This window comes from Streptomyces roseoviridis, assembly GCF_039535235.1.
Lineage (GTDB): Bacteria > Actinomycetota > Actinomycetes > Streptomycetales > Streptomycetaceae > Streptomyces > Streptomyces roseoviridis.
Map to the genome: position 1 here is coordinate 385,197 of NZ_BAAAWU010000001.1, position 25,014 is coordinate 410,210.

The following is a 25,014-nucleotide window of genomic DNA, read 5'->3' on the forward strand; positions in this document are numbered from 1 at the left end:
CCGACCGGAAGGCCCGCCCCATGCGCGTACTCGGCATCAACGCCCTCTACCACGACCCGGCCGCCGCCTTGGTCGTCGACGGCATCACCGTCGCCGCCGCCGAGGAGGAACGTTTCTCCAGACGGAAGCACGGCAAACGGCCGGTGCCCTTCTCCGCCTGGGAGCTGCCCGAGCAGGCCGCGCGGTGGTGCCTGGAACACGCCGGGCTGCGCCCCGCCGACATCGACGTCGTCGCGTACTCGTACGACCCCGCGCTGGCCCGGCCCGCCGAGGACATGGGCCTCGACGACCCGTGGGACAGCCTGCGCCAGGCCTACGCCCAGCACGCCCCGCAGTTCCTCGCGACGGCCCTGCCGGGACTCGACCCGCAGAAGGTCCGGTTCGTCGGCCACCACATGGCCCACGCCGCGTCGGGGGCGTTCGCCGCCGAGGCCGCCGAGACCTCGTCGGTGCTCGTGCTCGACGGCCGCGGCGAGTGCGCCTCGCACCTGGCCGCGCGGCGCGTGGGCGACCATCTGGAGCCGCTGCGGGCCCAGTTGCTGCCCGATTCGCTGGGCCTGGTGTACGAGGAGCTCACCGAGCACCTCGGATTCCTGCGTTCCTCCGACGAGTTCAAGGTGATGGCGCTCGCCTCGCACGGGCGGCCCCGGATGGCGGACGAGATACGACGGTACGTCCACCCCACGGGTGACGGCGGCTTCCGCGCGCACGGGGTGCCCTGGGCCGAGCTGTGCCCGCCGCGCGGCGCGGAGGAGCCGTGGACCGCCGACCACGCGGACCTGGCGGCGAGCGCCCAGTTCGTCCTGGAGGAGACGCTGCTCGACCTGGTGCGGTGGCTGCACGGCCAGACCCACGACAGCGTCCTGACCCTGGCCGGCGGCGTCGCCCTGAACTGCGTGGCCAACGCGCGGATCGCCCGCGAGGGCCCGTTCTCGCGTGTGTGGATCCAGCCGGCCGCGGGCGACGCGGGCACGGCGCTCGGCGGGGCGCTGCTGCTGTCGGCGGAGGCCGGCGAGCAGCCCTCGCCGATGCCGGGGGCCGCCCTCGGCCGGGAGTGGTCGGACGCCGAGATCGCCGGGCGCCTGAAGACGGCGGCCGTCCCCTTCGAGCGGCCGCCGGACATCGCCGTCGCCGTGGCGGAGGTGCTGGCCGCGAACGGCGTGGTGGCCTGGTTCCAGGGGCGTTCGGAGTACGGCCCGAGGGCCCTCGGTCACCGCTCGCTGCTCGCGCACCCCGGGCACGCCGGGAACCTGGAGCGGCTCAACGACATCAAGGGACGCGAGCAGTTCCGGCCGGTGGCGCCGATGGTGCTGACGGAACGCTCCGCCGAGATCTTCGACGGCCCGCTGCCCAGCCCGTACATGCTCTTCGTCCATGACGTCGCTCCGAAGTGGCGCGACCGCATCCCGGCCGTCGTCCACGTCGACGGCACGGCGCGGATCCAGACCGTGGACCGCCGGCACGAGCCGCTGGTGGCCCGCATGCTGGAGGAGTTCGAGCGGCGGACGGGACTGCCCGTGGTGGTCAACACCAGCCTCAACACGGCGGGGCGTCCGATGGTGGACGATCCGCGCGACGCCCTGGAGTGTTTCGGCTCGACGCCCATCGACCTCCTCGCGATCGGGCCGTTCGCGGTCCGACGGAGCGAGATGTTCTCCACCGGGGCCAACGGGTGGAGCGTCACGGCCGCCGGCGGAGGAGGTGGCCGGTGAACGGCCTTCCCACCGGCCCCCGTTACGCGGTCGTCGTGCCCACGACGGGCCGGCCGAGCCTGCGGCTCTGTCTGGAGGCCCTGGCCCGGGCGGGCGGACGGCGGCCCTCCCGGGTGATCGTGGTGCACGACCGGCCGGGGCGCGACGGCACCGTGCCGGAGCTGCCCGTGCCGGCCGGGCTGCGCGACGTCACCTCGGTGGTCCCCGGCCCGGCGCGCGGCCCCGCCGCCGCGCGGAACGAGGGCGCGCGCCACACCGGCGACGTGCCGTGGATCGTCTTCCTCGACGACGACGTCGTGCCGTCGGCCCGGTGGGGCGAGGACCTGGCCCGTGACCTGGCGGAGGCGTCGGCCGGAACGGCCGCCGTCGCGGCCCGGATCGAGGTGCCGCTGCCGGACGGCCGGCGCCCCACCGACGGCGAGCGCAACACGGCCGCACTCGCCACGGCCCGGTGGATCACCGCGGACATGGCCGTACGGCGCGAGGCGTTCGACGGGGCGGGAGGTTTCGACGAGCGCTTCCGCCGGGCCTTCCGCGAGGACGCGGACCTCGCGCTGCGGCTGCTCGACGGCGGCTGGCTGCTCGGCCAGGGACGCCGTCTGACCGCTCATCCGCCCCGCCAGGGCGGCCGCTGGCTGTCGGTCCGCCAGCAGGCGGGCAACGGCGACGACGTGCTGATGCGGCGGCTCCACGGACCGGACTGGCGCATCCGCGCCGGCGCGCCGCGCGGCCGTCTGCCGCGCCACCGCGCCGTCACGGCCGCCGGCGCGGCCGCCCTGGCGTGCGCGCTCGCGGGCCGGTGGCGGGCCGCGGCGGCGTGCGGCGCGCTGTGGTGCGCCGGCACGGCCGAGTTCACCGCGGCCCGTGTGCGGCCCGGCCCCCGTACCCGTACGGAGGTCGTCGACATGGTCCTCACCAGCGCGGCCATCCCTCCGGCCGCGACCTGGCACTGGCTGCGCGGCCTCCTCGCCCACCGCAACGCCCGCCCGCGCCCGCCGGTCCGCCCACCGGAGCCCACCACCACCGGACCGGCCCGGCCGCAGGCGGTCGAGGAGGCGGTGTCATGACGGCCGAGGTGACGGGCACGGAGGCGGCACCGGGGAACGCGAAAGCGCCGGGAAACGGGAAAGCGCCGGCGACCGGCCCGATCGGGACGGACACCGGGACCGGCGCGGGGGACGGGCCCGGGGCCGCGACGGCCGCCGGGACCGGAACCGGCGGTGGCCCGGCGACGGCCGGCGTGCGCCGGACCGGCGGCCCGACCGGGACGGTCGCTGCACCACCGACGCGCGGTACGACCAGGACCGGCGCCACCCCCACGACGCCCGGCACGACACGGACCGGCGCCACCCCCACGACGCCCGGCACGACACGGACCGGCGCCACCCCCACGACGCCCGGCACGACACGGACCGGCGCCACCCCCACGACGCCCGGCACGACACGGACCGGCGCCACCCCCACGACGCCCGGCACGACACGGACCGGCGCCACCCCCACGACGCGCGGCGCGACACGGACCGACCGCGCGGACGCGAACGACCGCACGACCGGAACGACCGGCAGGGCGGCGGGCGACCGCCCCGCCACGACCGGGGCCACGACCGGGGCCACGACCGCGGTCGCGGCCGCAGGCGCGACCACGTCCGTCTTCGGGTGCTCCGGGCCGGTGCCGGTGCCCGCGACTCCCGGCGCGCAGGCGGCCGTACGGAGGGGCCGCGCCGGGCAGGAGCCTCCGGCCGCCTCGGTCGGTGCCCCCGGACCCGCCACCCCCGCCGTCCTCGCCGTGAAGGGCGACGGACGGACGACGGCCCGGAGCCCCGACGGGGGGCCGTGGCTGTTCGGCGACCGCCGGGACGGCGCCCCCGTGGACCCGGCCGCCACCGGGCCGGGGCTCGACGCGGTGCTGTTCGACCGGGACGGGACCCTGATCGTGGACGTGCCGTACAACGGTGACCCCGAGCGGGTGGCCCTGCTGCCGGGGGCCGAGGAGGCCGTGGCCCTGCTGCGCTCGCTGCGCATCCCCGTCGGTGTCGTGAGCAACCAGTCCGGCGTGGCGCGCGGGCTCCTGACGAGGGGTCAGGTCGACGCGGTGCGCCGGCGCGTGGAGGCGCTGCTCGGGCCCTTCGGGGTGTGGGCGGTGTGTCCGCACGGGCCCGACGACGGCTGCGGCTGCCGCAAGCCCGCGCCCGGCCTCGTGCTCGCCGCCTGTGCCCGGCTGGGCGCGCGCCCCTCCCGTACCGTCGTGATCGGCGACATCGGCTCCGACATGGACGCCGCGCGCGCGGCCGGAGCGCGGGGCGTGCTCGTGCCGACCCCCGTCACCCGGGCCGAGGAGGTCGCCGCCGCACCCCGCACCGCGCCCGACCTGCCGGCGGCGGTGCGCCTCGCGCTCGCCGCGGCGCCGCGGGGCCGGGCCGACGGACCCGGCCGGGGCGGTGACCGGTGAACGCCCGTCCGCGCACGCTCGTGGTGCGCCTCGACAGCGCGGGCGACGTGCTGCTCGCCGGTCCAGCCGTGCGCGCCGTCGCCGCCGGCTCCTCGTGGACGGCCGTGCTGTGCGGCCCGGCGGGAGCGCCCGCCGCGCGGCTGCTGCCCGGCGTGGACGAGGTGCTCGTGTACGAGGCGCCGTGGGTGGGCCTCGAACCGCCGCCGCTCACCCCGGACGGGGTGGGCCGGCTCGTCGACGCAGTGGCCGCGGGCCGGTTCGACCGGGCTCTCGTCCTCGTCTCGTACCACCAGAGCCCGCTGCCGGCCGCGCTGCTGCTGCGCCTGGCCGGCGTGCCCTGGATCGGCGCCGACAGCGAGGACTACCCCGGGGCCCTGCTCGAGCTGCGGCACCACCGCGCGGACGGGCGGCACGAGGCCGAGGCCGCGCTCGACCTGGCCGGGGCGGCGGGCTTCGCGCTGCCGCCCGGCGACGACGGCCGGCTGCGGGTCGGACCCGTGCCCGACACCACACACCTGACGGGCGGCGACCCGTACGTCGTGCTGCACCCCGGCGCGGCCGTCCCGGCGCGGGCGTGGAGCCCCGACCGGGCCGCCCGTGCGGCGGCGGCGCTGCACCGGGCCGGGCACCGGGTGGTGGTCACCGGGGGCCCGGCGGAGCGCGCGCTCACGGCTCGCGTGGCCGGCCGGCACGGTCTCGACCTCGGCGGCGCGACCACCGGCCTGGGCGAACTCGCGGGTGTCCTCGCCGGGGCCCGCGCGGTGGTCACCGGCAACACCGGCCCCGCCCATCTCGCGGCGGCCGTGGGGACTCCGGTGGCGTGCCTGTTCGCGCCGGTCGTCCCGGCCGGGCGCTGGCGGCCCTACGGGGTGCGGCACGTGCTGCTCGGCGACCAGCGGGCGGCGTGCGCGGAGACCAGGGCCCGCGTCTGTCCCGTACCGGGGCATCCGTGCCTCGACGGGGTGGGCGACGCCGAGGTGACCGGGGCCGTGGCCTCGCTCCTGCGTCCGGCTCCCCGGCCCGGACCGGGCCCGGTCCCGCCCCCGGGCGCCCGGGCGCCCGGTGCTCCTCCCGGCCCCGGCGGCCCGCACGGGCCGAACGGCTCGCACGGGCCGGACGGCTCGCACGGCCCGGACGACCTGGACGGCTCGCACGGCCCTGACGGCTCGCACAGCCCTGACGGCTCGCACGGCCCGGACGGTCCGGGTCGCGCCGAACGCCCCCGTGACCTCGTCGCGCGCCGGGACCGCCCGGCCGCAGCGACCTCCGCCGCGACCTCCGTGGCGGGGGCGAGAGGAGGAACGACCGCATGAACATCCTGCTGTGGCACGTCCACGGATCCTGGACGACGGCGTTCGTCCAGGGGCCGCACACCTACCTGACACCCGTCACGCCCGATCGCGGGCCGGACGGGCGGGGCAGGGCCGAGACCTTCCCGTGGCCCGACTCGGTCCACGAGGTGGAACCGGACCGGCTCCGGGACGCGCCGGTCGACCTGGTCGTCCTCCAGCGGCCCCACGAGGAGTCGCTGGCGACCCGATGGCTCGGCGGCCGACGGCCCGGCAGAGACGTTCCGGCGGTCTACGTGGAGCACAACACCCCGCGGGGGGACGTGCCGCTGACCCGGCATCCGATGGCCGACCGCCCCGATCTGACCCTCGTGCACGTCACGCACTTCAACCGGCTGCTGTGGGACAACGGGACGACCAGGACGGCCGTCGTGGAACACGGGATCGTCGACCCCGGCCACCGCTACACCGGTGAGCTGGCCCGCGCCGCCGTGGTGGTCAACGAGCCGGTGCGGCGCGGACGTTACGTGGGCACGGACCTGCTGCCGGAGTTGGCGCGGGCGACGCCCCTCGACGTGTTCGGGATGCGGACCGAGGGCCTGGCCGCGCACCTGGGGCTGCCGGAGGAACGGTGCCGCACCGCCGACCTGCCCCAGGCGCGGCTGCACGCGGCCATGGCGGAACGGCGTTTCTACCTGCACCCCGTGCGCTGGACGTCCCTCGGACTGTCCCTGCTGGAGGCGATGCACCTGGGCATGCCGGTCGTCGCCCTCGCCACCACCGAGGCGGTCGAGGCGGTGCCCGTCGGCGCCGGAACCCTGTCGACGCGCCCGGAGGTGCTCGCCCGGGCGGCCCGCCGCTACCTCGCCGACCCCGACGCGGCCGCCGCCGACGGCGCGCGCGCCCGGCAGGCGGCCCTCGAACACTACGGCCTCAAGCGTTTCCTCGACGACTGGGAGCGCCTGATCGCGGAGGCATGCTCATGACCCCTCTCCACTCGACTCCCTCGCCCCCGTCGGACCCCTCTTCCACTTCGGGGTCGCCGACGCCGGGCAAGAGGACGGCTCGGTCCGGCTCCGCTCCCGCGTCGGCATCCGCGTCGGCATCGGCATCGGCATCGGCGTCGGCGTCGGCGTCGGCGGGAGCGTCCGCCGCCGCCCGCTCGCGCCGCCCGCTGTCGATCGCGCTCGTCTCCGAGCACGCGAGTCCGCTCGCCACCCTCGGCGGCGAGGACGCCGGCGGTCAGAACGTGCACGTCGCCCAGCTGGCGGGCGCCCTCGCCGACCGGGGCCACCGGGTGACCGTCTACACCCGGCGGGACGACGCCACGCTGCCCGAGACGGTGCCGCTGCGGGCCGGAGTGCTCGTCCACCACGTCCCGGCGGGCCCGCCCGAGCACCTGCCGAAGGACGAACTCCTGCCGCACATGCGGCCCTTCGCCCGCTATCTGGCCGACCGGTGGCGCGTGGACCGTCCCGACGTGGCCCACTCGCACTTCTGGATGTCGGGGCTCGCCACGCTCTGGGCGAGCCGGGAGACCGGTGTGCCGTTCCTGCACACGTACCACGCGCTCGGCATCGTGAAGCGGCGCCACCAGGGCGCCGCCGACACGAGTCCGCCGACCCGCGTCGCGTACGAGAGGGAGGTGGGCCTCGGCTGCGACCGGGTCGTCGCCACCTGCCGTGACGAGGTGGAGGAACTGGCCGCCATGGGCATAGCCCGGGCCAAGGCCGACATCGTCCCCTGCGGTGTCGACCCGGCCGTCTTCCGGCCGGACGGACCGGTCGCACGGCGCGGCCCGTACCGCCATCGGCTGCTGCACCTGGGCCGGCTCGTGCCCCGGAAGGGCGCGGCCGTCTCCGTCGCCGCGCTCCGGCGGCTGCCGGACACCGAGCTCGTGATCGCCGGCGGGCCCCCGCCCGAGGCGCTCGACACCGACCCGGAGGTGCGGCGGCTGCGCGCGCTCGCCGCCGAGGCGGGCGTCGCGGACCGGGTGTCCTTCACCGGAGCGGTGCCGCCGGCGGCGGTGCCGGTGCTGATGCGCAGCGCCGACGTCGTCCTGTGCCCGGCGGACTACGAGCCGTTCGGCATCGTGCCCCTGGAGGCGATGGCCTGCGGCCGGCCGCTGGTCGCCAGCGCGGTGGGCGGCCAGCAGGACACGGTGGCCCACGGCGTGAACGGCCTGCTGGTGCCCCCCGGCAACGCGCCGGTGCTCGCGGCGGCGGCACGGCTGCTGCTGGCCGATCCCGCGCTGCGCGCGGAGTACGGCAGGGCCGGGCGCCGCCGGGTCCTGCAGCACTACTCCTGGCAGCGCGTGGCCGGGGCGACGGAAGCCTCCTACCGGGCGGTCGTCGCCGCGCACGCGCCGATGGCCGGAGCGCCGCTCTGACCCTCCCTCCCCCTCTCCCCCTGCCCGCTCCCCTCTCCCCTCCCCCGGGCCGCCGAGCATCCCGACGGCGGCCCGGGACCGACTGGCGAAGGAGGTGCGGCCCGGTCCCGGCAGGGCGCCCGGCCGACCCGACATGAACGAATCCGAGATCTACGAGGACGCACGGCTGCACTGCCGGGCGCTGTGCCAGGCCGTCGAGAGCCTCGGCGGGGCGGACCTGCGACGGCTCGCCCGGTGGGGACGGCGGCTCGCGGCGGTGCTCACCGACGGCGGACGGCTGCTCGCCGCCGGCAACGGCGGCAGCGCCGCCCAGGCGCAGCACCTCACGGCGGAGCTGGTGGGGCGCTACCGCGACGAGCGTCCGGCCTACTCGGCGCTGGCGCTGCACGCGGAGACGTCCAGCGTCACGGCCATCGGCAACGACTACGGCTTCGAACAGGTCTTCGCCCGCCAGGTGGCGGCGCACGGTCGTCCCGGAGACCTCCTCGTGCTGCTGTCGACCTCGGGCCACAGTCCCAACCTCCTCTCCGCCGCGGTGACCGCCCGCTCGCGCGGCCTCGCCGTCTGGGCCCTGACCGGCCCCGGCCCCAATCCCCTGGCCGAGGCCGCCGACGACGCCCTGACCATCGACGCCCCGACCACGGCCACCGTGCAGGAGGCCCACCTGGTCGTCGTCCACCTGCTGTGCGAGTTCTTCGACGCGACCCTGGTGGGCGCGGGCGCGTCGGACGGCCGTACGACCACGGGGACGGGTGCGGCGGCGGGCCTCACGGGCGGCGGTCGCTACGCGGGCACGCCGTACCGGGCCGCCGGTCCGGCGGGCGCCGAGGGCGAGGGGCGTCCCGGCGGCGGGGCGTCGGTGGGCTGGAGGACGCCGTGAGCCGCGGGCCGCTGGTCGTCGTGGGTGATCTGCTCCTCGACGAGGACATCGAGGGCGAGGCGAGCCGGCTGGCGCCGGACGCGCCGGCGCCGGTGGTGGACGTGGCGGGGGTCCGCCGGCGGGCGGGCGGGGCGGGGCTGGCCGCGGTCCTGGCGGCGCGTCTCTCGGACCGGCGGACGGATCCGGCGACCGGCCGGCGCAGGGACCCGAAGCCCGCCCGGCGGACCGGACGGGCCGGGACCCTGTCCGGCGTCGAGGCGGCGCCCGACGCAGGACCCCTGGCCGACGTCCAGGTCGCGCCCGACGCAGGGCCCCTGGCCGACGTCCAGGTCGCGCCCGGCGCAGGACCCCTGGCCGACGTCCAGGTCGCGCCCGGCGCAGGACCCCTGGCCGACGTCCAGGTCGCGCCCGGCGCAGGAGCCCTGGCCGGCGTCGAGGTCGCGCCCCACGTCGAGGTCGCGCCCCACGTCGAGGCGGCGCCCGGCGCGGAGTCCGTGCACGACAGCGAGGTCCCGCCCGGCGTCGCAACGGCGCCCCGCGTGGCGTCCCTGCCCGACAGCGAGGCCGCCGCGGGCGTCGAGGTCGTGCTCGTCACCGCGCTGGGCTCCGACGAGGCCGGCGAGATCGCCCGGCGGTGCCTGGGCGACGGGATCCGGGTCGTCGCCGTCCCCCTCGACGGCACCCTGCCGGTCAAGACGCGGGTCCTGGCCGGCGGTCGGCCGCTCCTGCGCCTCGACCGGGGCGGCGGCACCCCGGGGCGGCCGGGTCCCGAGGTCCTGCGCGTGCTGGAGTCGGCGGGGGCGATCCTGGTCGCCGACTACGGCCGGGGCACGGCCGACGTGCTGCGCGACGCCCTCACCGAGGCGGCCCGCCGCGTACCCCTCGTATGGGATCCGCATCCCCGCGGCGGCCCGCCCGTCGCCGGAGCCCGCCTGGCGACCCCGAACGCCAAGGAGGCCGCGGCCTTCAGCGACCGTCCGGGCTCCTCCCTGCGCGCCCACGCGGACCGGGGCGCCGACCTCGCGGAACGGTGGGGGGTCACCCATGTCGCCGTCACCCTCGGCGCGGCGGGGGCGCTGCTGACCCGGGCCGGTTCGACGGCTCCGCTGCTGGTGCCGGCGCCCCCCGTCGCGGGGGGCGATCCGTGCGGCGCGGGCGACTGCTTCGCCGCGGCGGCGGCGGTGGCCCTCGCCGCCGGTGCCCTGCCGGAGGAGGCGGTGGAACGGGCGGTGGCCGAGGCCGCCGCGTTCGTCGGCGCGGGGGGCGCCTCGGCGGTGTCCGGCGAGGCGACGCCGTCCGCGCCGCCGTCGCACGGCGCCGAGCCGCCCGGGGACGCCTTCGCCCTCGCCCGCCGCGTCCGGGCCCGGGGCGGCACCGTGGTCGCCACCGGCGGCTGCTTCGACCTGCTGCACGCCGGCCACGTGGGCCTCCTCGAACGCGCCGCGCGGATCGGGGACTGCCTGATCGTGTGCGTGAACTCGGACGCCTCCCTGGCCCGCCTCAAGGGCCCCGGGCGTCCCCTGACCCCGCTCGCGGACCGGATGCGGGTCCTGGCCGCCCTCGGCAGCGTGGACGCGGTCGTGGCCTTCGACGAGGACACCCCGGAACGCCTCCTGGAGGCCCTGCGGCCGGACGTGTGGGTCAAGGGCGGCGACTACTCGCCCGACGGCCTCCCGGAGACCCGGGCGCTGCGGCGCTGGGGCGGCCAGACCGTCGTGCTGCCCTACCTCGACGGCCGCTCGACCACCCGGATCGCCCACCGGGCGGCCCGCGCCGCGGCGGCGGGACGGAGGGCCCGGTGAGGCGGGCGGCCGAGGAGGTGGCCCGCGGCCGTGGCCGGCCGGTGGCGCTGGTGCTGCGGGCGCTGGGGCTCGGGGACCTGCTGACCGCCGTACCGGCGCTGCGGGCGCTGCGCCGTGGGCTGCCGGACCATGAACTGGTGCTCGCCGCCCCGGCGGAGCTGGAGCCGGTGGCGCGGGCCACCGGGTGCGTGGACCGGTTGCTCCCGGCCTCCGGTCCGGGGCGGAGCGTGCCCGCCGTGCTGCCCCGGGACGCACGGGCGCCGCGCCTCGCGGTGAACCTGCACGGCCGCGGGCCGGACAGTCACCGTCTGCTCGCCGGTCTGGGGCCGGAGCACCTGTGGGCGTTCGGGCACCCGGCCGTCCCCGGGGTGCGGGGCCCGGCCTGGGCGCCGGAGGAGCACGAGCGGGTGCGCTGGTGCCGGCTGCTGCGCTGGTACGGGCTGGACGCCGACCCCGACGACGTACGGATCGCGGCCCCGGCCGGGCCGGGTCCCGTGCCGCCGGGGGCGGTCGTGGTGCATCCGGGAGCGCAGTCGGCAGCGCGGCGCTGGCCGGTGGACCGTTTCGCGGCGGTGGTACGGGGCGTCCGCCGGGCGGGCCTGCCGGTGGTGGTGACGGCCGGTCCGGGCGAGGCGCCGCTGGCGCGGTCGGTCGCCGAGCACGCCGGTCTGGCCCCGTCCGCGGTGGTGGGCGGGGACGCGGGGGTGCCGTTCGAGGAGCTGTGCGGGCTGGTCGCCCACGCGCGCTGCGTGGTGGTGGGCGACACCGGTCTCGCCCATCTGGCGACGGCGCTCGGCACCCGCTCGGTGGTGCTGTTCGGGCCGGTGTCGCCGGCGCTCTGGGGGCCGCCGGACACGGGTCCGCACCGGGCGCTGTGGCATCCCGGGGAGGGTCAGGAGGTGGCGCGGCCGGGCGACCCGCATGCGGACCGCCCCGATCCGCGGCTGATGGAGATCACGGTGGACGAGGTCCTGGACGCGGTCCTGGAACCGACGGCGGGCGGGGCCGCTCCCACGGCTCCCGGCCCGGGGAGCGTCGTCCAGGCGGCGAGCCGATGAGCGGGCCCCTCCCGGCGGGCCGGGCCGCGCGGGGCGGCGCGACGCCCTTGCGGGCCGGGCCGGCCGACGGTGCGCGGCCCCGGCCGGTCACGTCGCTCGGCTCACCGGGTGCGCGGAGCCTCCCGCGCCGCCCGGCCCGGCGCGCGCCGCGCCCGGCACCGCCGGAAGCGGTGAACGTACGGGAAGCGGCCGACGTGCAAGGAGCGGCTGACGTACGGGAAACGGCGGTCGAGCGGGATACGGCGGTCGAGCGGGAAACGGCGGGCGCGCGGGAAACGGCGGGCGCGCGGGGTACGGCGGTCGCGCGGGAAACGACCGCGCCGGAGGCGGCGCCGTGCGCGGGGCACGCCACGGGGACGACCGACGGCCCGAGGACGACCGACCGCCCGAGGACGACCGACCGCCCGGAGACGGCCGACGGCCCGGAGACGGCCGACGGCCCGGGGACAGCCGACGGCCCGGAGACGGCCGACGGCCCGGAGACGGCCGACGGCCCGGGGACGGCCGACGGCCCGGAGACGGCCGACGGCCCGGGGACAGCCGACGGCCCGGGGACGGCCGCCGGCCGGGGGTCGGAGGCGCCGCGATCAGGCCGCGCTCTCCAGGGCGGGCCGGGTGACGGGCACGTGGACCGGGACCTGCTCCGGCACAGGGACCGCGACCGCGACCGGGACCGGCTCCGGCACAGGGACCGCGACCGGGACCGGCTCCGGCACAGGGACCGCGACCGGGACCGGAACCGCGACCGGGCGGACGGTCGCGCCGGCGGACCGGGGGCCGCGCAGCAGCCATCCGGCGGTCACCGCCGCGGCGACGACGAGGCCGCCGGTGACCAGGGCGCCCCGCGCGCCCAGGACCTCCATGAGCAGGCCCAGGGTCGGCGGCGCGGCCAGGCCCCAGAGCGTGCGGATGCTGTTCCAGGCGCCGAGGACGCGGCCGCGCATGTGGGGCGGCGGGTCGGTCTGGAGCAGCGTGTTCTGGGCGGTGTCGGTGACGGACTCGGCGACGGCCATGGGCAGGGCGAGCACCACGAGGAACGCCAGGGAGGGGGAGACACCCGCGGCGACCTGGAGGAGCGCGCCGCCCGCGGTGAGCAGGGCGACCATGCGGACGCGGGGGCTGCGCAGCCGCGCGCCGAGCACCGCGCCGACGATGCCGCCGACGGCCAGGGCCGAGGAGACGGCGCTGAAGGAGCTCGCGGAGCCGGCGAGCGGGCCGGTGACCAGGACCGCCAGGGTGAGGGAGTAGTTGCGGCCGAAGAGGGCGCTGACCGCGTTCAGGGCCGCGAGGGCGACGAGCCGCGGGCGGCGGGCGAAGAACAGCAGCCCCCCGCGGACGCTGGTGTCGGCGGCGTCCGGCAGGCCGGAGGCGGCGGCCCTGCCGGGCCCGTCCGACCCGGCCGTCCGCTCGGCGCCGTCGGCCGGTCCGGCCCCGGCGCGTCCCCGGGCGGCCTTCGCCGGGCCGTGCTGGGGACGGATCAGGGTCAGGAAGGGGATGACCGCGGCCACGAAGAAGAACGAGACGCCGTTGGCGACGTAGGCGGCCGCCGTGCCGAGCGTGGCGACGGTGATGCCGGCCAGGGCGGCTCCCGCGAGCCGGCCCGCGCTGTGGGCGAGCGAGCCCACGCCGATGGCCGAGGGCACGTCCCGCACGGGGACGAGGTCGTTGCCGAGCAGCGCGCAGGCGGGACCGTCCACGGTGGCGACGAGGCCGGTGAGCACGGCGAGGCCGATGAGCACGGGCAGGTTCAGCTGGTCGAGGGCCACCAGGGCGGCGGTGGCCAGGGCGACGAGGCCGAGGGTCACCTGGGCGAGGGCGGCCGTGACCTTGCGGGGCCAGCGGTCGACGGCGGCTCCGCCGAGCAGCCCCATGAGGAGGCCGGGGGCCGCCTGGGCGGAGAGGGACAGACCGGCGGCGGCGGGCGAGCCGGTGATCTGGAGGACCAGCAGGTTCTGGACGGTCAGCTGCATCCAGGTGCCGGTGTTGGAGACGAGATGGGCGACGGCCCACCAACGCATGCTGCGGTGGCGGAGCGAACGCCAGGGCGACGTGTCGTCGTCGGCGGGGCGGCGGGCGCCGCGCGCGGCGGGGCGGCGGGCGCCGCGCGCGGAGGTCAGGGCGCGCCGGGGGCGCAGGGCCGAGGCGAGGGAGGCGGGGGACGGGAGCAGACGCATGGCAGGCACGGGGTCACCGGGGGCGGCACGAGGCGCGCGCGAGGAGCGGAGGGAGCGGGGGCGGCGGGTCGACCGCGCTCCGTCGCGCCGGGGACTCCGGGGGCGCCAGGGGCGCCGGGAACGCCGGCACGGGGGGATCGGGTCAGCGGCCCATCGTGGCAGACGGTTCCCGAGAAGCGAGTGACCCGCCCTACACCGCCCTTCCACCGGTGCCGCGCACCACCCCAACTCCTCGGCGCCGCAAGGCCCGTGGGGTTCGCGTGGGCTTGCTCACACGCGTCCGCGGCATGCCGTTCGCGACGGGTCCACGAGGGCCCGCAGAGGTTCACAAGGGTTCACACAGACTCACGACGATTCGTGGGGTTCGCGAGGAGGACGACGATGAACAACCAGGTGGAGATCACGCTCGACGGCCGGTCGGCGCTCGTCACCGGAGGTGCGCGGGGCCTGGGTGCGGAGATCGTGCGCAGACTGGCGCGCGCCGGGGCGGAGGTCCTGGTCGCCGACGTCCGGCAGGAGACGGCGAAGGAGCTGTGCGAGAACCTCCTGGCCGAGGGCCTGCGGGCCCGGCCGGTCGGTCTCGACGTACGGGACGCGGAGGCGGTGGCGGAGCTCTTCGAGGAGCTGGACGCGGCGGGCGGCGGGGTGGACGTGCTGGTGAACTGCGCCGCCGTGGACGTGACGAAGTCGGTGGCCGAGCTCACGGCCGAGGAGATGACCCGGGTGATCACGACCGATCTGCTCGGCCCGATGTACCTGTGCCGGGAGGGGTACCGCCGGATGGTCGCGCGGGGCGGCGGGCACATCGTGAACATCCTGTCGACGGCCTCCCTCCGCACCTGGACCGAGGCCGGCCCGTACTCCGCAGCGAAGACGGGGCTGCGCGCCTTCACGCACACGCTGTTCAAGGAGGCGCAGCGGGACTGTCCCGGGATCGGGGTCACGGGCGTCGTCGCGGGCGGCATGGAGACGCCGTTCATCATGGAGCGCTTCCCGGAGACCGACACGGCGCTCCTGCAGAGCCCGCAGGTCGTCGCGGACGCCGTGATGTACGCCCTGTCCGTGCCGGCGGGCAGCGCGGCCGCCGAGCTCGTGGTCGTCCCCCGGCGGGAGGTGTCCTGGCCGTGAGGCGGGGCACCCGCCCCTCACGGAGCACTCGGCGGGGATCCGGCCGGGCGTGCTCCGGGACGACGCGCCGGACAGCGCGACGACGACAGCCGCGACGGACAGGAAGGTGGCCGCCATGAGGGCCGTCACGTGGCAGGGCCGGCGGAAGGTGTCGGTGGAGACGGTGCCCGACCCCGTGCTGCGGGAGCCGACCGATGTGATCGTGCGGATCACGTCGAGCGGGCTGTGCGGGTCGGACCTGCACCTGTACGAGGTCCTCGGGCCGTTCCTGGATGCCGGCGACGTGCTCGGACACGAGCCGATGGGCGTCGTCGAGGAGGTCGGCCCTGAGGTGCGGCGGCTGCGGCCCGGCAGCCGGGTCGTGGTGCCGTTCAACGTCTCCTGCGGCACCTGCGCCATGTGCGCCGGCGGGCTGCACTCGCAGTGCGAGACCACGCAGGTGCGCGCGTACGGCACGGGTGCCGCCCTGTTCGGCTACACCAAGCTGTACGGGCAGGTGCCCGGCGGCCAGGCGGAGTACCTGCGGGTGCCGTTCGGCGACACCCTGCCGATCCCGGTGCCGGAGGGTCCGCCGGACGACCGCTTCGTCTATCTGTCGGACGTGCTGCCGACGGCGTGGCAGGCCGTGGAGTACGCGGAGGTGCCGCCCGGCGGTTCCCTCGCGGTCCTCGGGCTCGGCCCGATCGGCGACATGGCCGCCCGGATCGCCCTCCTGCGCGGGGCGGAGCTCGTCGTCGGCATCGACCCGGTGGCCGACCGCCGCCACCGGGCGGCGGCCCGCGGGGTGCAGGTCCTGGACCCGTCCGATCCTGAGCTGGTCGACCGGGTGCGGGACCTGACCGAGGGGCGGGGACCGCACGCGGTGATCGACGCGGTCGGCATGGAGGCCCACGGGGCTCCGGTCGCGCGCGGCCTGCACTCGATGGTCGCCCACCTGCCCGACGCGCTGGCGCGGGGCCTGATGCGCCGCTACGGCGTGGACCGCCTGGCGGCGCTGCACCTGGCGGTCGAGCTGGTGCGGCGCGGGGGGACGGTCTCGCTCGCCGGGGTGTACGGGGGCGCGGCGGACCCGATGCCGATGCTGGTGATGTTCGACAAGCAGCTGCGGCTGCGCATGGGGCAGGCGAACGTGCTGCGCTGGGTCGACGACCTCATGCCGCTGCTCACCGACGCCGACCCGCTGGGCGTGGACGACTTCGCCACGCACCGGCTCCCGCTGTCGGAGGCGCCGGGGGCCTACGAGATGTTCCAGGCCAAGCGGGACGGCGTGGTGAAGGTGCTCTTCAGGCCCTGAGGGGCCCGCCGGCCCCGCGGGCGGCGTTCGGGGTGCGGGCGGTGCATGACCGGGGTCTCCTGGAGCAGACGCAGGAGCACGGGCGCGCACGCCGCGTGCCCGCGACCCCCGTGTGTGAAAGGACCTCCGTCATGACCGCACCCGCCACCACCACGCTCGGCCCCCGGAGCGACCTGTCCCAGGTCTTCGAGCTCGCCCAGCAGCTGCGGGTGGACTCCGTGCGCGCCAGTACGGCGGCGGGCTCCGGGCATCCCACCTCCAGCCTGTCGGCGGCCGACCTGATGGCGGTGCTGATGACCCGCCATCTGCGCTACGACTGGGACGCGCCCGACGACCCGGCCGGCGACCACCTGGTGTTCTCCAAGGGGCACGCCTCGCCGCTGCTGTACGCGATGTTCAAGGCCGCCGGCGCGATCGGCGACGACGAGCTGATGACGACGTACCGCCGCCTCGGGCACCGCCTCCAGGGCCACCCGACGCCCGAACTGCCGTGGGTGGACGTGGCCACCGGTTCCCTCGGCCAGGGCATCGGCTACGCCGTCGGCATCGCGCTCGCGGTCCGGGACCTGGAGAAGCGGTCCTCGCGCGTGTGGGTGCTGTGCGGGGACAGCGAGATGTCCGAGGGGTCGGTGTGGGAGGCGCTCGACAAGGCCGGACACCACCGGCTGGCCAACCTCACCGTCCTGATCGACGTGAACCGGCTCGGTCAGCGCGGTCCCACCGAGCTGGAGTGGGACACCGGCGCGTACGCCCGCCGGGCCGAGGCGTTCGGGTGCCGGGCGATCGAGGTCGACGGCCACGACCTGGAGGAGGTCGACCGGGCCCTGACCACGGCCGCCGACGGGCAGGCGCCCACCGTGATCGTCGCGAGGACGGTCAAGGGCCGCGGTGTGGCGGAGGTGGCGGACAAGGGCGGCTGGCACGGCAAGGCGCTGCCCGAGGACATGGCCGAGCGGGCCGTCGCCGAGCTCGGCGGCGTACGCGACCTGCGGGTGCGCGGTCCGCGGCCGTCCGCCGACCCGTCCGCCGTCTCGCCCGCCGGTACGGGGCGGGGTGGTGCCGTCACCGTCGAGCTGCCCCGTTACGAGGTCGGTGACGAGGTCGCCACCCGGAAGGCGTTCGGCGCCGCCCTGGCCGCCCTCGGCGCGCGGCCCGAGGTCGTCGCCCTGGACGCGGAGGTCGGCAACTCGACCCACGCGGAGGAGTTCGGCAAGGTCCACCCGGAGCGGTACTTCCAGGCGTACATCGCCGAGCAGCAGATGATCGCCGACGCGGTCGGCATGGCGGTCCGCGGCTTCCGCCCGTACGCCACCACCTTCGCCGCCTTCCTCACCCGCGCCCACGACTTCATCCGCATGGCCGCCGTCTCGCGGATCACGATGGCCCTGTGCGGCACGCACAGCGGTGTCGAGATCGGCGCGGACGGCCCCTCGCAGATGGGCGTCGAGGACCTCGCCATGATGCGGGCCGTGCTCGGCTCGACGGTGCTCTATCCGAGTGACGCCACGTCGACGGCCGCGCTGACCGCGGCCATGGCCGACCTGGACGGCATCTCCTATCTGCGCACGACCCGCGGGTCCTATCCGGTCCTGTACGGGCCCGACGAGTCCTTCCCGGTGGGCGGTTCGAAGACGCTGCGCGAGCACGGCGCGGACGACCGGGTCACCCTGGTCGGCGCCGGGGTCACGCTGCAGGAGTGCCTGGCCGCCGCCGACGAGCTGGCCGCCGAGGGCGTACGGGCCCGGGTCGTCGACCTGTACTCCGTGAAGCCCGTCGACACCGCGACGCTGGCCCGCGCCGCACGGGAGACCGGCGCCCTCGTCGTCGTCGAGGACCACCACCCCGAGGGCGGCATCGGCGAGGCGGTCCTGTCGGCGCTGGCGGCGGACGGCGGTCCCCGGCCCGCGTTCGCCCACCTCGCCGTCACGCAGCTGCCCGGCTCGGGCACGACGCCGGAGCTCCTCGACGCCTGCGGCATCTCCCGCACCCACATCGCCCGCGCCGCCCGTTCCCTCGTGGCCGGTTAGCGCACGTCAGGAGCCGTCCGCCGAGGGGTGCTCGCGGCGGACGAGCAGCAGGGCGACGTCGTCGGTGCGGTGGGCGGCGTCCGTGACGTGGCGGATCAGGTCGTCCGCGAGGCCGTCGAGGTCCGCCGCCCGGGACCGGCCGAGCCGTTCGGCCAGGTCCGTCATGGCCGTGCCGATGTCGTGGCCGGGGGCCTCGACCAGCCCGTCGGTGTAGAGGGCGAGGACGGAGCCGGGCTCCCAGGGCAGCTCCGTGGTGCGGTAGTCGGCGTCGTCCGTGACGCCGATGCCGAGGAGCAGCCCGGGAGGGACGTCGACGACCTCGGTACGGCCGTCGGGGTGGCGCAGGAGTGGCGGCGGGTGTCCGGCCGTGGCCAGCCGGATCCGGTTCCGGACGAGGTCGAACTCGGCGATGAGGCAGCTGGTGAAGCGGTCCGGGTCGAGGTCCGCCATCAGCCGGTTGGTGCGGGCCAGGATGTCGCCGGGGGACGCACCGGCCGTCGCGTGCGCGTGGACGGCGGTGCGCACCTGGCCCATGAGGGCCGCGGCGGTCGTGTTGTGCCCCTGGACGTCGCCGATGACGGCGATGGCGGTGGTCGGGGTGGCGCGGACCAGGTCGTAGAAGTCGCCGCCGATGTCCATGCCGTGGCCGGCGGGGAGGTAGCGGGCGGCGACGGCGACGCCGGGGATCGGGGTCAGGCCGTGCGGCAGCAGACCGGTCTGGAGGCTGTGCGCGAGGGAGTGCTTGGCGTCGTAGAGCCGGGCCCGGGCGAGGGCCTGGGCGATGAGTCCGGCCAGGGAGGTGAGGAGCGCCCGCTCGGCCGCCGGGAAGGGCCGCGGCCGCTCGTAGGAGAGGATCAGCGAGCCGACGGGCCGGCCGGAGGCGATGAGGGGCAGGAAGGCCCAGGCGTGGCGGCCCTCGTAGCGCGGCGCGTGCGGGTGGGCGCGGAGCAGGTCCTCGAGCGTGGGGAAGAAGAGGGGCACGCCGGTGGCGAGCACCCGGGCGTCGGCGACGTCGGCGGTGAGCGGCGTGCCGTCGAAGCGGGCGACGAACTCCTGGTCGTAGCCGCGGTGGCCGATGATGCGCAGGCGGCCCTCGTCGGCGCTCATCAGGACGAGGCCGTGCGGGCCGAAGGAGGGCACGATCTGGTCGGCGACGAGCTCGACGACGTCGCGGACCCCGGCCGCCTCCGTCAGGGCGGCCGCCAGGTGCATGAGCTGGTACACGGCGGTGGCGCCGACCGGCTCGGCGGAGCGCTGCGGGTCCGGGGCGCCGGGCGGGGCCCCGGCGGCGGACGGCACGTCCGTGACGTCGGGGCCCGGGACCTGACGGATGTGGACGCTGACGCCCGTGACGTCGGGGTAGAGCTCGAAGAGCAGCCGGGTCGCCGGGCGGCGCATGACGGTGAAGGACGTGGGCCTGCGGGTGACCACCGCCTCGCGGTAGCGGTCCTCGAAGTCCGGGTCGTTCAGCCAGAGCAGCACCTCCCACGGCCGTCTGCCGAGGAGCGCGGCCGCCCCGGCGTTGACCAGTTCGGCGCCGGCGGTGTTGATGAAGGTGATGCGCCCGTGGAGGTCCAGGGCGCAGCATCCCACGGGCAGCCGCTCGGCGAAGCCGACGGCGGCCGCGCCGAGGACGGGGTCGGCCTCGGAGGGGCGTACGGGGTGGACCACGCGCAGCTCCGCGGGCGGAGTGAGCGGTGGGTCCTGTTCGGCGGCCCGCCGCAGCAGCCGCGCCGAGCGGCGGCAGCAGTCGTCGAGCGCCCTGCGCTCGCGTTCGTCGAGCTGGGGCGCGTGCCAGGTCGGCCAGAGCAGGACGATGCCGCCCCACACGGTCGTGTCGTCGGCGAGGGGCGCGGCCGCCAGCATGAAGTCGTACGGCAGCACGATCCCGACCCGGGGGTAGCGGCGGGCGATCTCCTGCTGGCCGCCCAGCCAGACGACGTGGCGCTCCCGGATGGCGTCGGCGACGGGGACGGGGGCGTCGGCGGGGACCCGGACCCAGGGCGCGGCGATCTCCGGGGAGACACCCGACACCAGGACGAGCCGCAGCATGCGCTCCCCCGGCACCTGCAGATAGAGCAGGCCGATGGACGCCTCGGTCTCCCGCATGACGTCGGCCACGACGGCGTCCATCCGCCCGTCGCCGAAGACGTCGTCGGTGTCCGCACCGATGGGGCCGCCCACGCCGCTCACCCACGGGCCGGGCGAGGCGGTCGGGCGGCACGGAGTCGACGGCGGCGGACCACACCCATATCCGGACCTTACGTCGGACGGCGGCCGCCCGCGCGACAGGGCCGTCCGTCCGGTCAGCGCCTGTCCGGGCGCGGTCCGCCGCCGGAGTCAGGGCGCCGGGGCCGCCAGCTCCGGGTGGTCCCTGAGCAGGCCAGGCGGCGCCGCCTGGCACCACGAGTCGACCACGATCGCCCGGAGCTCGTCGGCGTCGTCGAGGGCTCGCAGGCGGACCCGTACCCACGCGAAGGCGGCCTCGTGGTCCGCGACCCAGAACTTCTCCGGCTCGGCGAGGACCAGCTCGTCGCGGTCCAGCTTCGGGCAGCGGACCGCCATCGACGTCTCGTCGTCGGGCAGCGTGAGGAACATCTTCCCGGCGACCCGGAAGGTGGGCATGGCCCATGCCTCCTTCTCCACGGTCTCCGGCAACGCGAGGGCGAGGGCGCGGACTTCGTCGGCTGTGATCATGCCCAGACGGTACGCCGTGCCACCGACAGCGGGGCCCCGGCGCCGGGGTGTGTGCCGCCCGGCGTAGGCTGCGCGGGGCACGGACGCGGGCAGGGGGCTCTGGGGACATGGCGACGGAACCGATGCGCGGATGGGGATCGACCCTCGACGCGGTGGTGGTGTACGCGGAGGGCGCGCTCTGCCGCCGACTGGCGCGGGGCACCGTACCGCCCGACGGCCGGGTGCGGGTGACGGGGCTGCCCCGCTCCCTCGATCCGGGCTCGCTGCGGGTGCGCGTGCCGGCCGCCTCCGGGCTGCGGGTGGCGGAGGCCCGGGTGGAGTTCGAGGCGGCGCCGCCCGCCGGGGGCGCGGACGGGGGGCTCCTGCAGGAGGTGGAGCGGCGACGCGACGCGTACGAGGCGGCGCGTGACCGCCGGGACCGGCAGGCACGTCTGGTCGAGGAGACCGAGGGGCTGCGCCCGGTGCCGCCGCCCCGCAGGCGGGAGGACCCGCACCGCCGTACCCCCGTCGACGCGTGGCTGGAACTCGCCGACTTCGTGGACGCGCGCCTGGCCGGGCTGCACGCCCGCCTGGCCGAACGGGACGAGGCCCTGGAACGTGCCGGGCACGAACTGGCCGTCGCCGAGGACGCCTTGGCCCGCGCCTCCACCGGGGCCGCCCCGGCGGCGCACGTGGAGACGACGGTCAGCGCGGTGCTCACGCTCGTGGCGGGCGGCGACACGCCCGCGCGGGCGGAGTCGGACGCGGGTGCGGGCCTGATCGCCGAGCCCGCACGCGAGGTGGAGCTGGAGGTGGAGTACGGGGTGCCGGGGGCCGTCTGGGTTCCGGCCTACCGGCTCACCCACCGTCAGGGCGACGGGGAGGGGCGCCTGTTGCTGCGCGCCTCGGTCGCCCAGCGCACCGGTGAGGACTGGACGGGGGTACGGATCGCCCTGGCCACCGCCGACCTGCGGCGCAGGAGCGACCTGCCGCCGCTGCGCTCGATCCGCATCGGGCGCCGCCAGGCGGCCCCCGCGCCGTCGGGCTGGCGCGAGCCGCCGCCCGGGCTCGCCGACCTCTTCACCGGGTACGACGCGGCCGGGCCGCGCCCGCCGGTGGGCGCCCTCGCCGCCGGTTCCGCGCCGGTCGCGAGCGGCCCGCCGGCCGCGGCCGGACCGGTCCCGCCGCTGCCGCCGCCCGCAGCCGCCCTGCCGGTGTCCGCACCGGCGGCGGCCCCCCAGTCCTCTGCCGGGGCGCCCGCCGCGCCGCCCGCCCCGGGCGGCGGGTACGGCGGCGCTCCGGGCGGCGCGTACGGCGGCGCGTACGGTGCTGCCCCGGAGGTCTTCCGCGGCGCCCCCGCCCCCCTGGCCCGGGCCCGCCGCGCCGCGCCCCCGGGCCCGGCGGCCCCCGGCGCTCCCGCCCAGGCCCCGCCGCCGGTGCCGCCCGTGGCCGGTCCGCCGCGGCCGAGCGGCGAGGAGCTGGACTACGCCGCGCTGGTCCTGAGCGGCCCCGACGAGCCGGGCGGCCGCCGGGGGCTGCTGTTCCCCGAGGCCCCGTTCGACCCACTGGCCGCCGAGCACCGCAGGCGGGCCCAGGCAGTGGCCGGCCTTCCGCTGCCCGGACACGCCGTGCGGCCCCGCGAGTCGGCGGGTTCCTTCGACCACCGCTTCGACGCCGCGGCCCGCGCCGACGTCCCGTCCGACGGCACCTGGCACACCGTGACCGTGGGCGAGATCCCGGTCGGTCTGCGCACCGAGTACCTCTGCGTGCCGTCCGTGGAGCCGACCGCGTACGCCACCCTGGTGCTGTCCAACGCCACCGGCCAGGCCCTCCTCGCCGGGCCGGTGGAGGTCGTCGTCGACGACGAGTTCCTGCTGACGGCCGCGCTGCCCACGCTCGCCCCGGGCGGTGTGCGCCGACTGGGCCTCGGACCCGCCGAGGGCATCCGGGTCACCCGGCGCACGCACCTCGTCGAGTCGTCCTCGGGCCTGCGCAACACCACCACGGTGCTCGACCACCGCGTGCACGTGGAGCTGGCCAACCGGCTCCCGGGGCCGGTCACCGTCGAGGTCAGGGAGCGGGTGCCGGTCACCTCCGACGCCGACGTCCGGATCGAGGAGCGGGCGGACTGGGCGGTGCCCGAGGAGGGCACGGAGCCGGAGCGGCACGCCCCGGGCACCCGCGTCTGGCGGGTGGAACTGCCCGCCGGTGGCACCACCGCCCTCGACGGCGGCTACGAGATCCGCATCCCGGCCGGCAAGGCCCTGGTCGGCGGCAACCGCAGGAGCTGACACCCACCATGTCCACCACCCCGCCCGTGTCCCCGGTGAATCCGCCCGCGCCTCCCGCCGCCGAGCACCTCCCTTCGTCCGCCGCGCCGCCGATCGCGCTGCCCGTCACCGCCGTCACCTGTCTGGAGGACCGTGCGCAGGTCGAGCGCACCGCCGTGCTCGACCTCGCGGCCGGTGTCCAGCGGCTGCGCCTCGGGCCGATCAGCGCGCTGGCCGTCGACCGCACCGTCCACGCCGAGCTGACCGCCGGCCCGCCGGACGGCGGCCCCGGCGGACCCGGCGGACCCGGCATCCGCGAGGACCGTGACGGCCTCGACGTACTCGACGTACGGATCGTCCGGGACTGGACGCCCCGCGGGCCGCGGCGGCCCGCCGAGGACGACTCGGCACTGCGCCGGCACGCGCACGCCCTCGAAGAGGAGCGGCGCACCCTCGAACGGCGGCGCGACCGGTTGCGTACCCGCCTCGACCTGCTCGGCGGGCTCGCCGCGGATCTGCTGCGGGAGATCGGCGAGGGCGCCGGCGCCGGGGAGTCCGAGGGGCAGCGGTGGGCCCGCGAACTGGACCGGGTCGACGGCGAGCGGGACGCCTGCGCCGAGGAGCTGCGCACCGTGGAGGCGCGGCTCGGCGCCGTGGGCGCGGAGCTCGGGGAGGCCGGGCGGGCCATGGAGCTGGCCGAGGAGGAGCCCGCCGAGCTGGTCGGCCACGTCGAACTGACCGTGGAGGCGGCGGCCGCGGGCCCGGCCGCCCTGCGGCTGACCCATCTGACCCCGTGCGCGCTGTGGCGGCCGGCCTACCGGGCCGTGCTCGACGGGGACGCCCTGACGCTGGAGACCGACGCCGTGGTCTGGCAGCGCACCGGGGAGGACTGGTCGGACGTCCGGCTGACGCTGTCCACGGCCCGTTCCTCGCGGGCCGGCGATCCGCCCCGGCTGGTCGAGGACCGGCTGACGCTGAAGGACCGTTCCGCGGCCGAGCGGCGCACCGTCGAGGTGGAGCTGCGCGAGGAGGAGACCGGCACCCTCGGCCCGGCCCCCGTGCTCGGTCTGGCGGGGGTGGACGACGGCGGAGAGGTCCGGGTGCTGGCCGCCCCGGCACCGGTGTCCGTGCGCGCGGACGGCCGTGCCCACCGGGTGCCGCTGTCGGCGTTCACCACGGCCGCGCGCGACGAGTACACCGGCGCGCCGGAGCTGTCGCCGCTGGTCACCCGGATGGTGCGGTTCGACAACCGGTCCGGGCACGCCCTGCTGGCCGGCCCGGTGGACCTGGTGCTCGGCAGCGGGTTCACCGGCCGCGCCGCGCTGGACTTCACCGCTCCCGGTGCCGCCGCCGAGCTGGCCTTCGGCGCCTCGGACGACTGCCGGGTGGTGCGGTACGCGGAGGAGTCCCGCGACACCTCCAGGATCGCCCAGCGGACCGTGGTCACCCGTACGGTGCGGCTGCACCTGTCGCGGTTCTCCGCGCCCGGGGAGCGGGGCGACCGGGTGGTCGTGCTGCGGGAGCGGATTCCCGTGTCGGAGGTGTCGGAGGTCGAGGTGCGGGTGCGCCCGGAGGTCTGCTCCCCCGCGCCGGACGCCGTCGACGCCGAGGGCATCGCCCGCTGGGAGGTCGCCCTGCCGCCCGGTGGGCGGCGCACGGTCACCCTGGTGTACGAGCTGTCGGCGAAGGCGAACGTCACCGGCCTCTGAGCGGAGCGCCGGCCGGGGAACGGGTCCGGCCGTCCCGGTAAAGAAACGAAGAGAGGGATAAGTCGGCTTTTCCTATCCATATCCGTCGGGTAGGGGCTCTGCGTGTTCTCACGGCGGCACGGTCCGCCGTGCGCGACCATACGGACGCCGAAACAGT

The 25,014-nt window shown here is 77.3% G+C and carries 16 protein-coding genes and 1 pseudogene; 14 read left to right on the forward strand and 3 right to left on the reverse strand.

What is annotated here, in order from left to right; all coding sequences use genetic code 11:
- Positions 1-20 precede the first annotated feature (20 nt).
- From ABD954_RS01750 to ABD954_RS01790, 9 genes and pseudogenes are all read left to right on the forward strand, one after another.
- Positions 21-1,712 (forward strand): carbamoyltransferase family protein, encoded by a 1,692-nt coding sequence (locus ABD954_RS01750; RefSeq protein WP_345483925.1) that lies wholly within the window; start codon positions 21-23, stop codon positions 1,710-1,712.
- On the forward strand, positions 1,709-2,779 hold the full coding sequence (locus tag ABD954_RS01755) for a glycosyltransferase family 2 protein (RefSeq protein ID WP_345483926.1): 1,071 nt from the start codon (positions 1,709-1,711) through the stop codon (positions 2,777-2,779). Before ABD954_RS01750 ends, ABD954_RS01755 begins: the two co-directional genes overlap by 4 nt.
- A complete protein-coding gene (locus ABD954_RS33540) occupies positions 2,776-4,161 on the forward strand; it encodes a D-glycero-alpha-D-manno-heptose-1,7-bisphosphate 7-phosphatase (protein ID WP_425584021.1) in 1,386 nt (461 codons plus the stop codon). Before ABD954_RS01755 ends, ABD954_RS33540 begins: the two co-directional genes overlap by 4 nt.
- A 20-nt stretch (positions 4,162-4,181) precedes the next feature.
- Positions 4,182-5,165: pseudogene (locus tag ABD954_RS01765) on the forward strand (glycosyltransferase family 9 protein); the annotation flags it as partial.
- A gap of 305 nt (positions 5,166-5,470) precedes the next feature.
- The gene (locus ABD954_RS01770; protein WP_345483927.1) at positions 5,471-6,436 is read left to right on the forward strand and encodes a glycosyltransferase; all 966 of its coding nucleotides are present in this window, start codon (positions 5,471-5,473) and stop codon (positions 6,434-6,436) included.
- Positions 6,433-7,839: a glycosyltransferase gene (locus ABD954_RS01775; protein WP_345483928.1), complete on the forward strand. Its 1,407-nt coding sequence runs from the start codon at positions 6,433-6,435 to the stop codon at positions 7,837-7,839. Before ABD954_RS01770 ends, ABD954_RS01775 begins: the two co-directional genes overlap by 4 nt.
- A gap of 133 nt (positions 7,840-7,972) precedes the next feature.
- Positions 7,973-8,719 carry a D-sedoheptulose-7-phosphate isomerase gene (locus ABD954_RS01780; protein ID WP_345483929.1) on the forward strand — a complete coding sequence of 249 codons (747 nt, stop codon included), beginning with the start codon at positions 7,973-7,975 and terminating at the stop codon, positions 8,717-8,719.
- Positions 8,716-10,521, forward strand: coding sequence for a D-glycero-beta-D-manno-heptose 1-phosphate adenylyltransferase (rfaE2, locus tag ABD954_RS01785; protein ID WP_345483930.1), 1,806 nt, complete (start codon positions 8,716-8,718; stop codon positions 10,519-10,521). The genes ABD954_RS01780 and rfaE2 overlap by 4 nt, the downstream gene beginning before the upstream one ends.
- Positions 10,518-11,579 (forward strand): glycosyltransferase family 9 protein, encoded by a 1,062-nt coding sequence (locus tag ABD954_RS01790; protein ID WP_345483931.1) that lies wholly within the window; start codon positions 10,518-10,520, stop codon positions 11,577-11,579. The genes rfaE2 and ABD954_RS01790 overlap by 4 nt, the downstream gene beginning before the upstream one ends.
- A 587-nt stretch (positions 11,580-12,166) precedes the next feature.
- On the opposite strand, the gene ABD954_RS01795 is transcribed toward ABD954_RS01790, so the two are convergent.
- The gene (locus ABD954_RS01795; RefSeq protein WP_425584103.1) at positions 12,167-13,597 is read right to left on the reverse strand and encodes an MFS transporter; all 1,431 of its coding nucleotides are present in this window, start codon (positions 13,595-13,597) and stop codon (positions 12,167-12,169) included.
- Positions 13,598-14,134: 537 nt separating this feature from the next.
- Between ABD954_RS01795 and ABD954_RS01800 the strand changes: the two genes are divergently transcribed.
- The 3 genes from ABD954_RS01800 to ABD954_RS01810 all read left to right on the forward strand — a co-directional run bounded on the left by ABD954_RS01800 (position 14,135) and on the right by ABD954_RS01810 (position 18,202).
- Entirely contained in the window at positions 14,135-14,881 is a 747-nt protein-coding gene (locus ABD954_RS01800; protein WP_345483933.1) for an SDR family oxidoreductase, read from the forward strand.
- A gap of 115 nt (positions 14,882-14,996) precedes the next feature.
- Positions 14,997-16,175, forward strand: a complete 1,179-nt coding sequence (locus ABD954_RS01805; protein ID WP_345483934.1) for an alcohol dehydrogenase catalytic domain-containing protein — start codon at positions 14,997-14,999, stop codon at positions 16,173-16,175.
- 131 nt (positions 16,176-16,306) lie between these two features.
- Entirely contained in the window at positions 16,307-18,202 is a 1,896-nt protein-coding gene (locus ABD954_RS01810) for a transketolase (RefSeq protein ID WP_345483935.1), read from the forward strand.
- A 6-nt stretch (positions 18,203-18,208) separates the two neighbouring features.
- On the opposite strand, the gene ABD954_RS01815 is transcribed toward ABD954_RS01810, so the two are convergent.
- Positions 18,209-20,335 carry a SpoIIE family protein phosphatase gene (locus ABD954_RS01815; RefSeq protein ID WP_345491895.1) on the reverse strand — a complete coding sequence of 709 codons (2,127 nt, stop codon included), beginning with the start codon at positions 20,333-20,335 and terminating at the stop codon, positions 18,209-18,211.
- 207 nt (positions 20,336-20,542) lie between these two features.
- Positions 20,543-20,899: an MmcQ/YjbR family DNA-binding protein gene (locus ABD954_RS01820; RefSeq protein WP_345483936.1), complete on the reverse strand. Its 357-nt coding sequence runs from the start codon at positions 20,897-20,899 to the stop codon at positions 20,543-20,545.
- Positions 20,900-21,006: 107 nt separating this feature from the next.
- Between ABD954_RS01820 and ABD954_RS01825 the strand changes: the two genes are divergently transcribed.
- A complete protein-coding gene (locus ABD954_RS01825) occupies positions 21,007-23,169 on the forward strand; it encodes a DUF4139 domain-containing protein (protein ID WP_345483937.1) in 2,163 nt (720 codons plus the stop codon).
- Positions 23,170-23,177: 8 nt separating this feature from the next.
- Positions 23,178-24,857 carry a mucoidy inhibitor MuiA family protein gene (locus ABD954_RS01830; protein WP_345483938.1) on the forward strand — a complete coding sequence of 560 codons (1,680 nt, stop codon included), beginning with the start codon at positions 23,178-23,180 and terminating at the stop codon, positions 24,855-24,857.
- Positions 24,858-25,014: the final 157 nt, after the last annotated feature.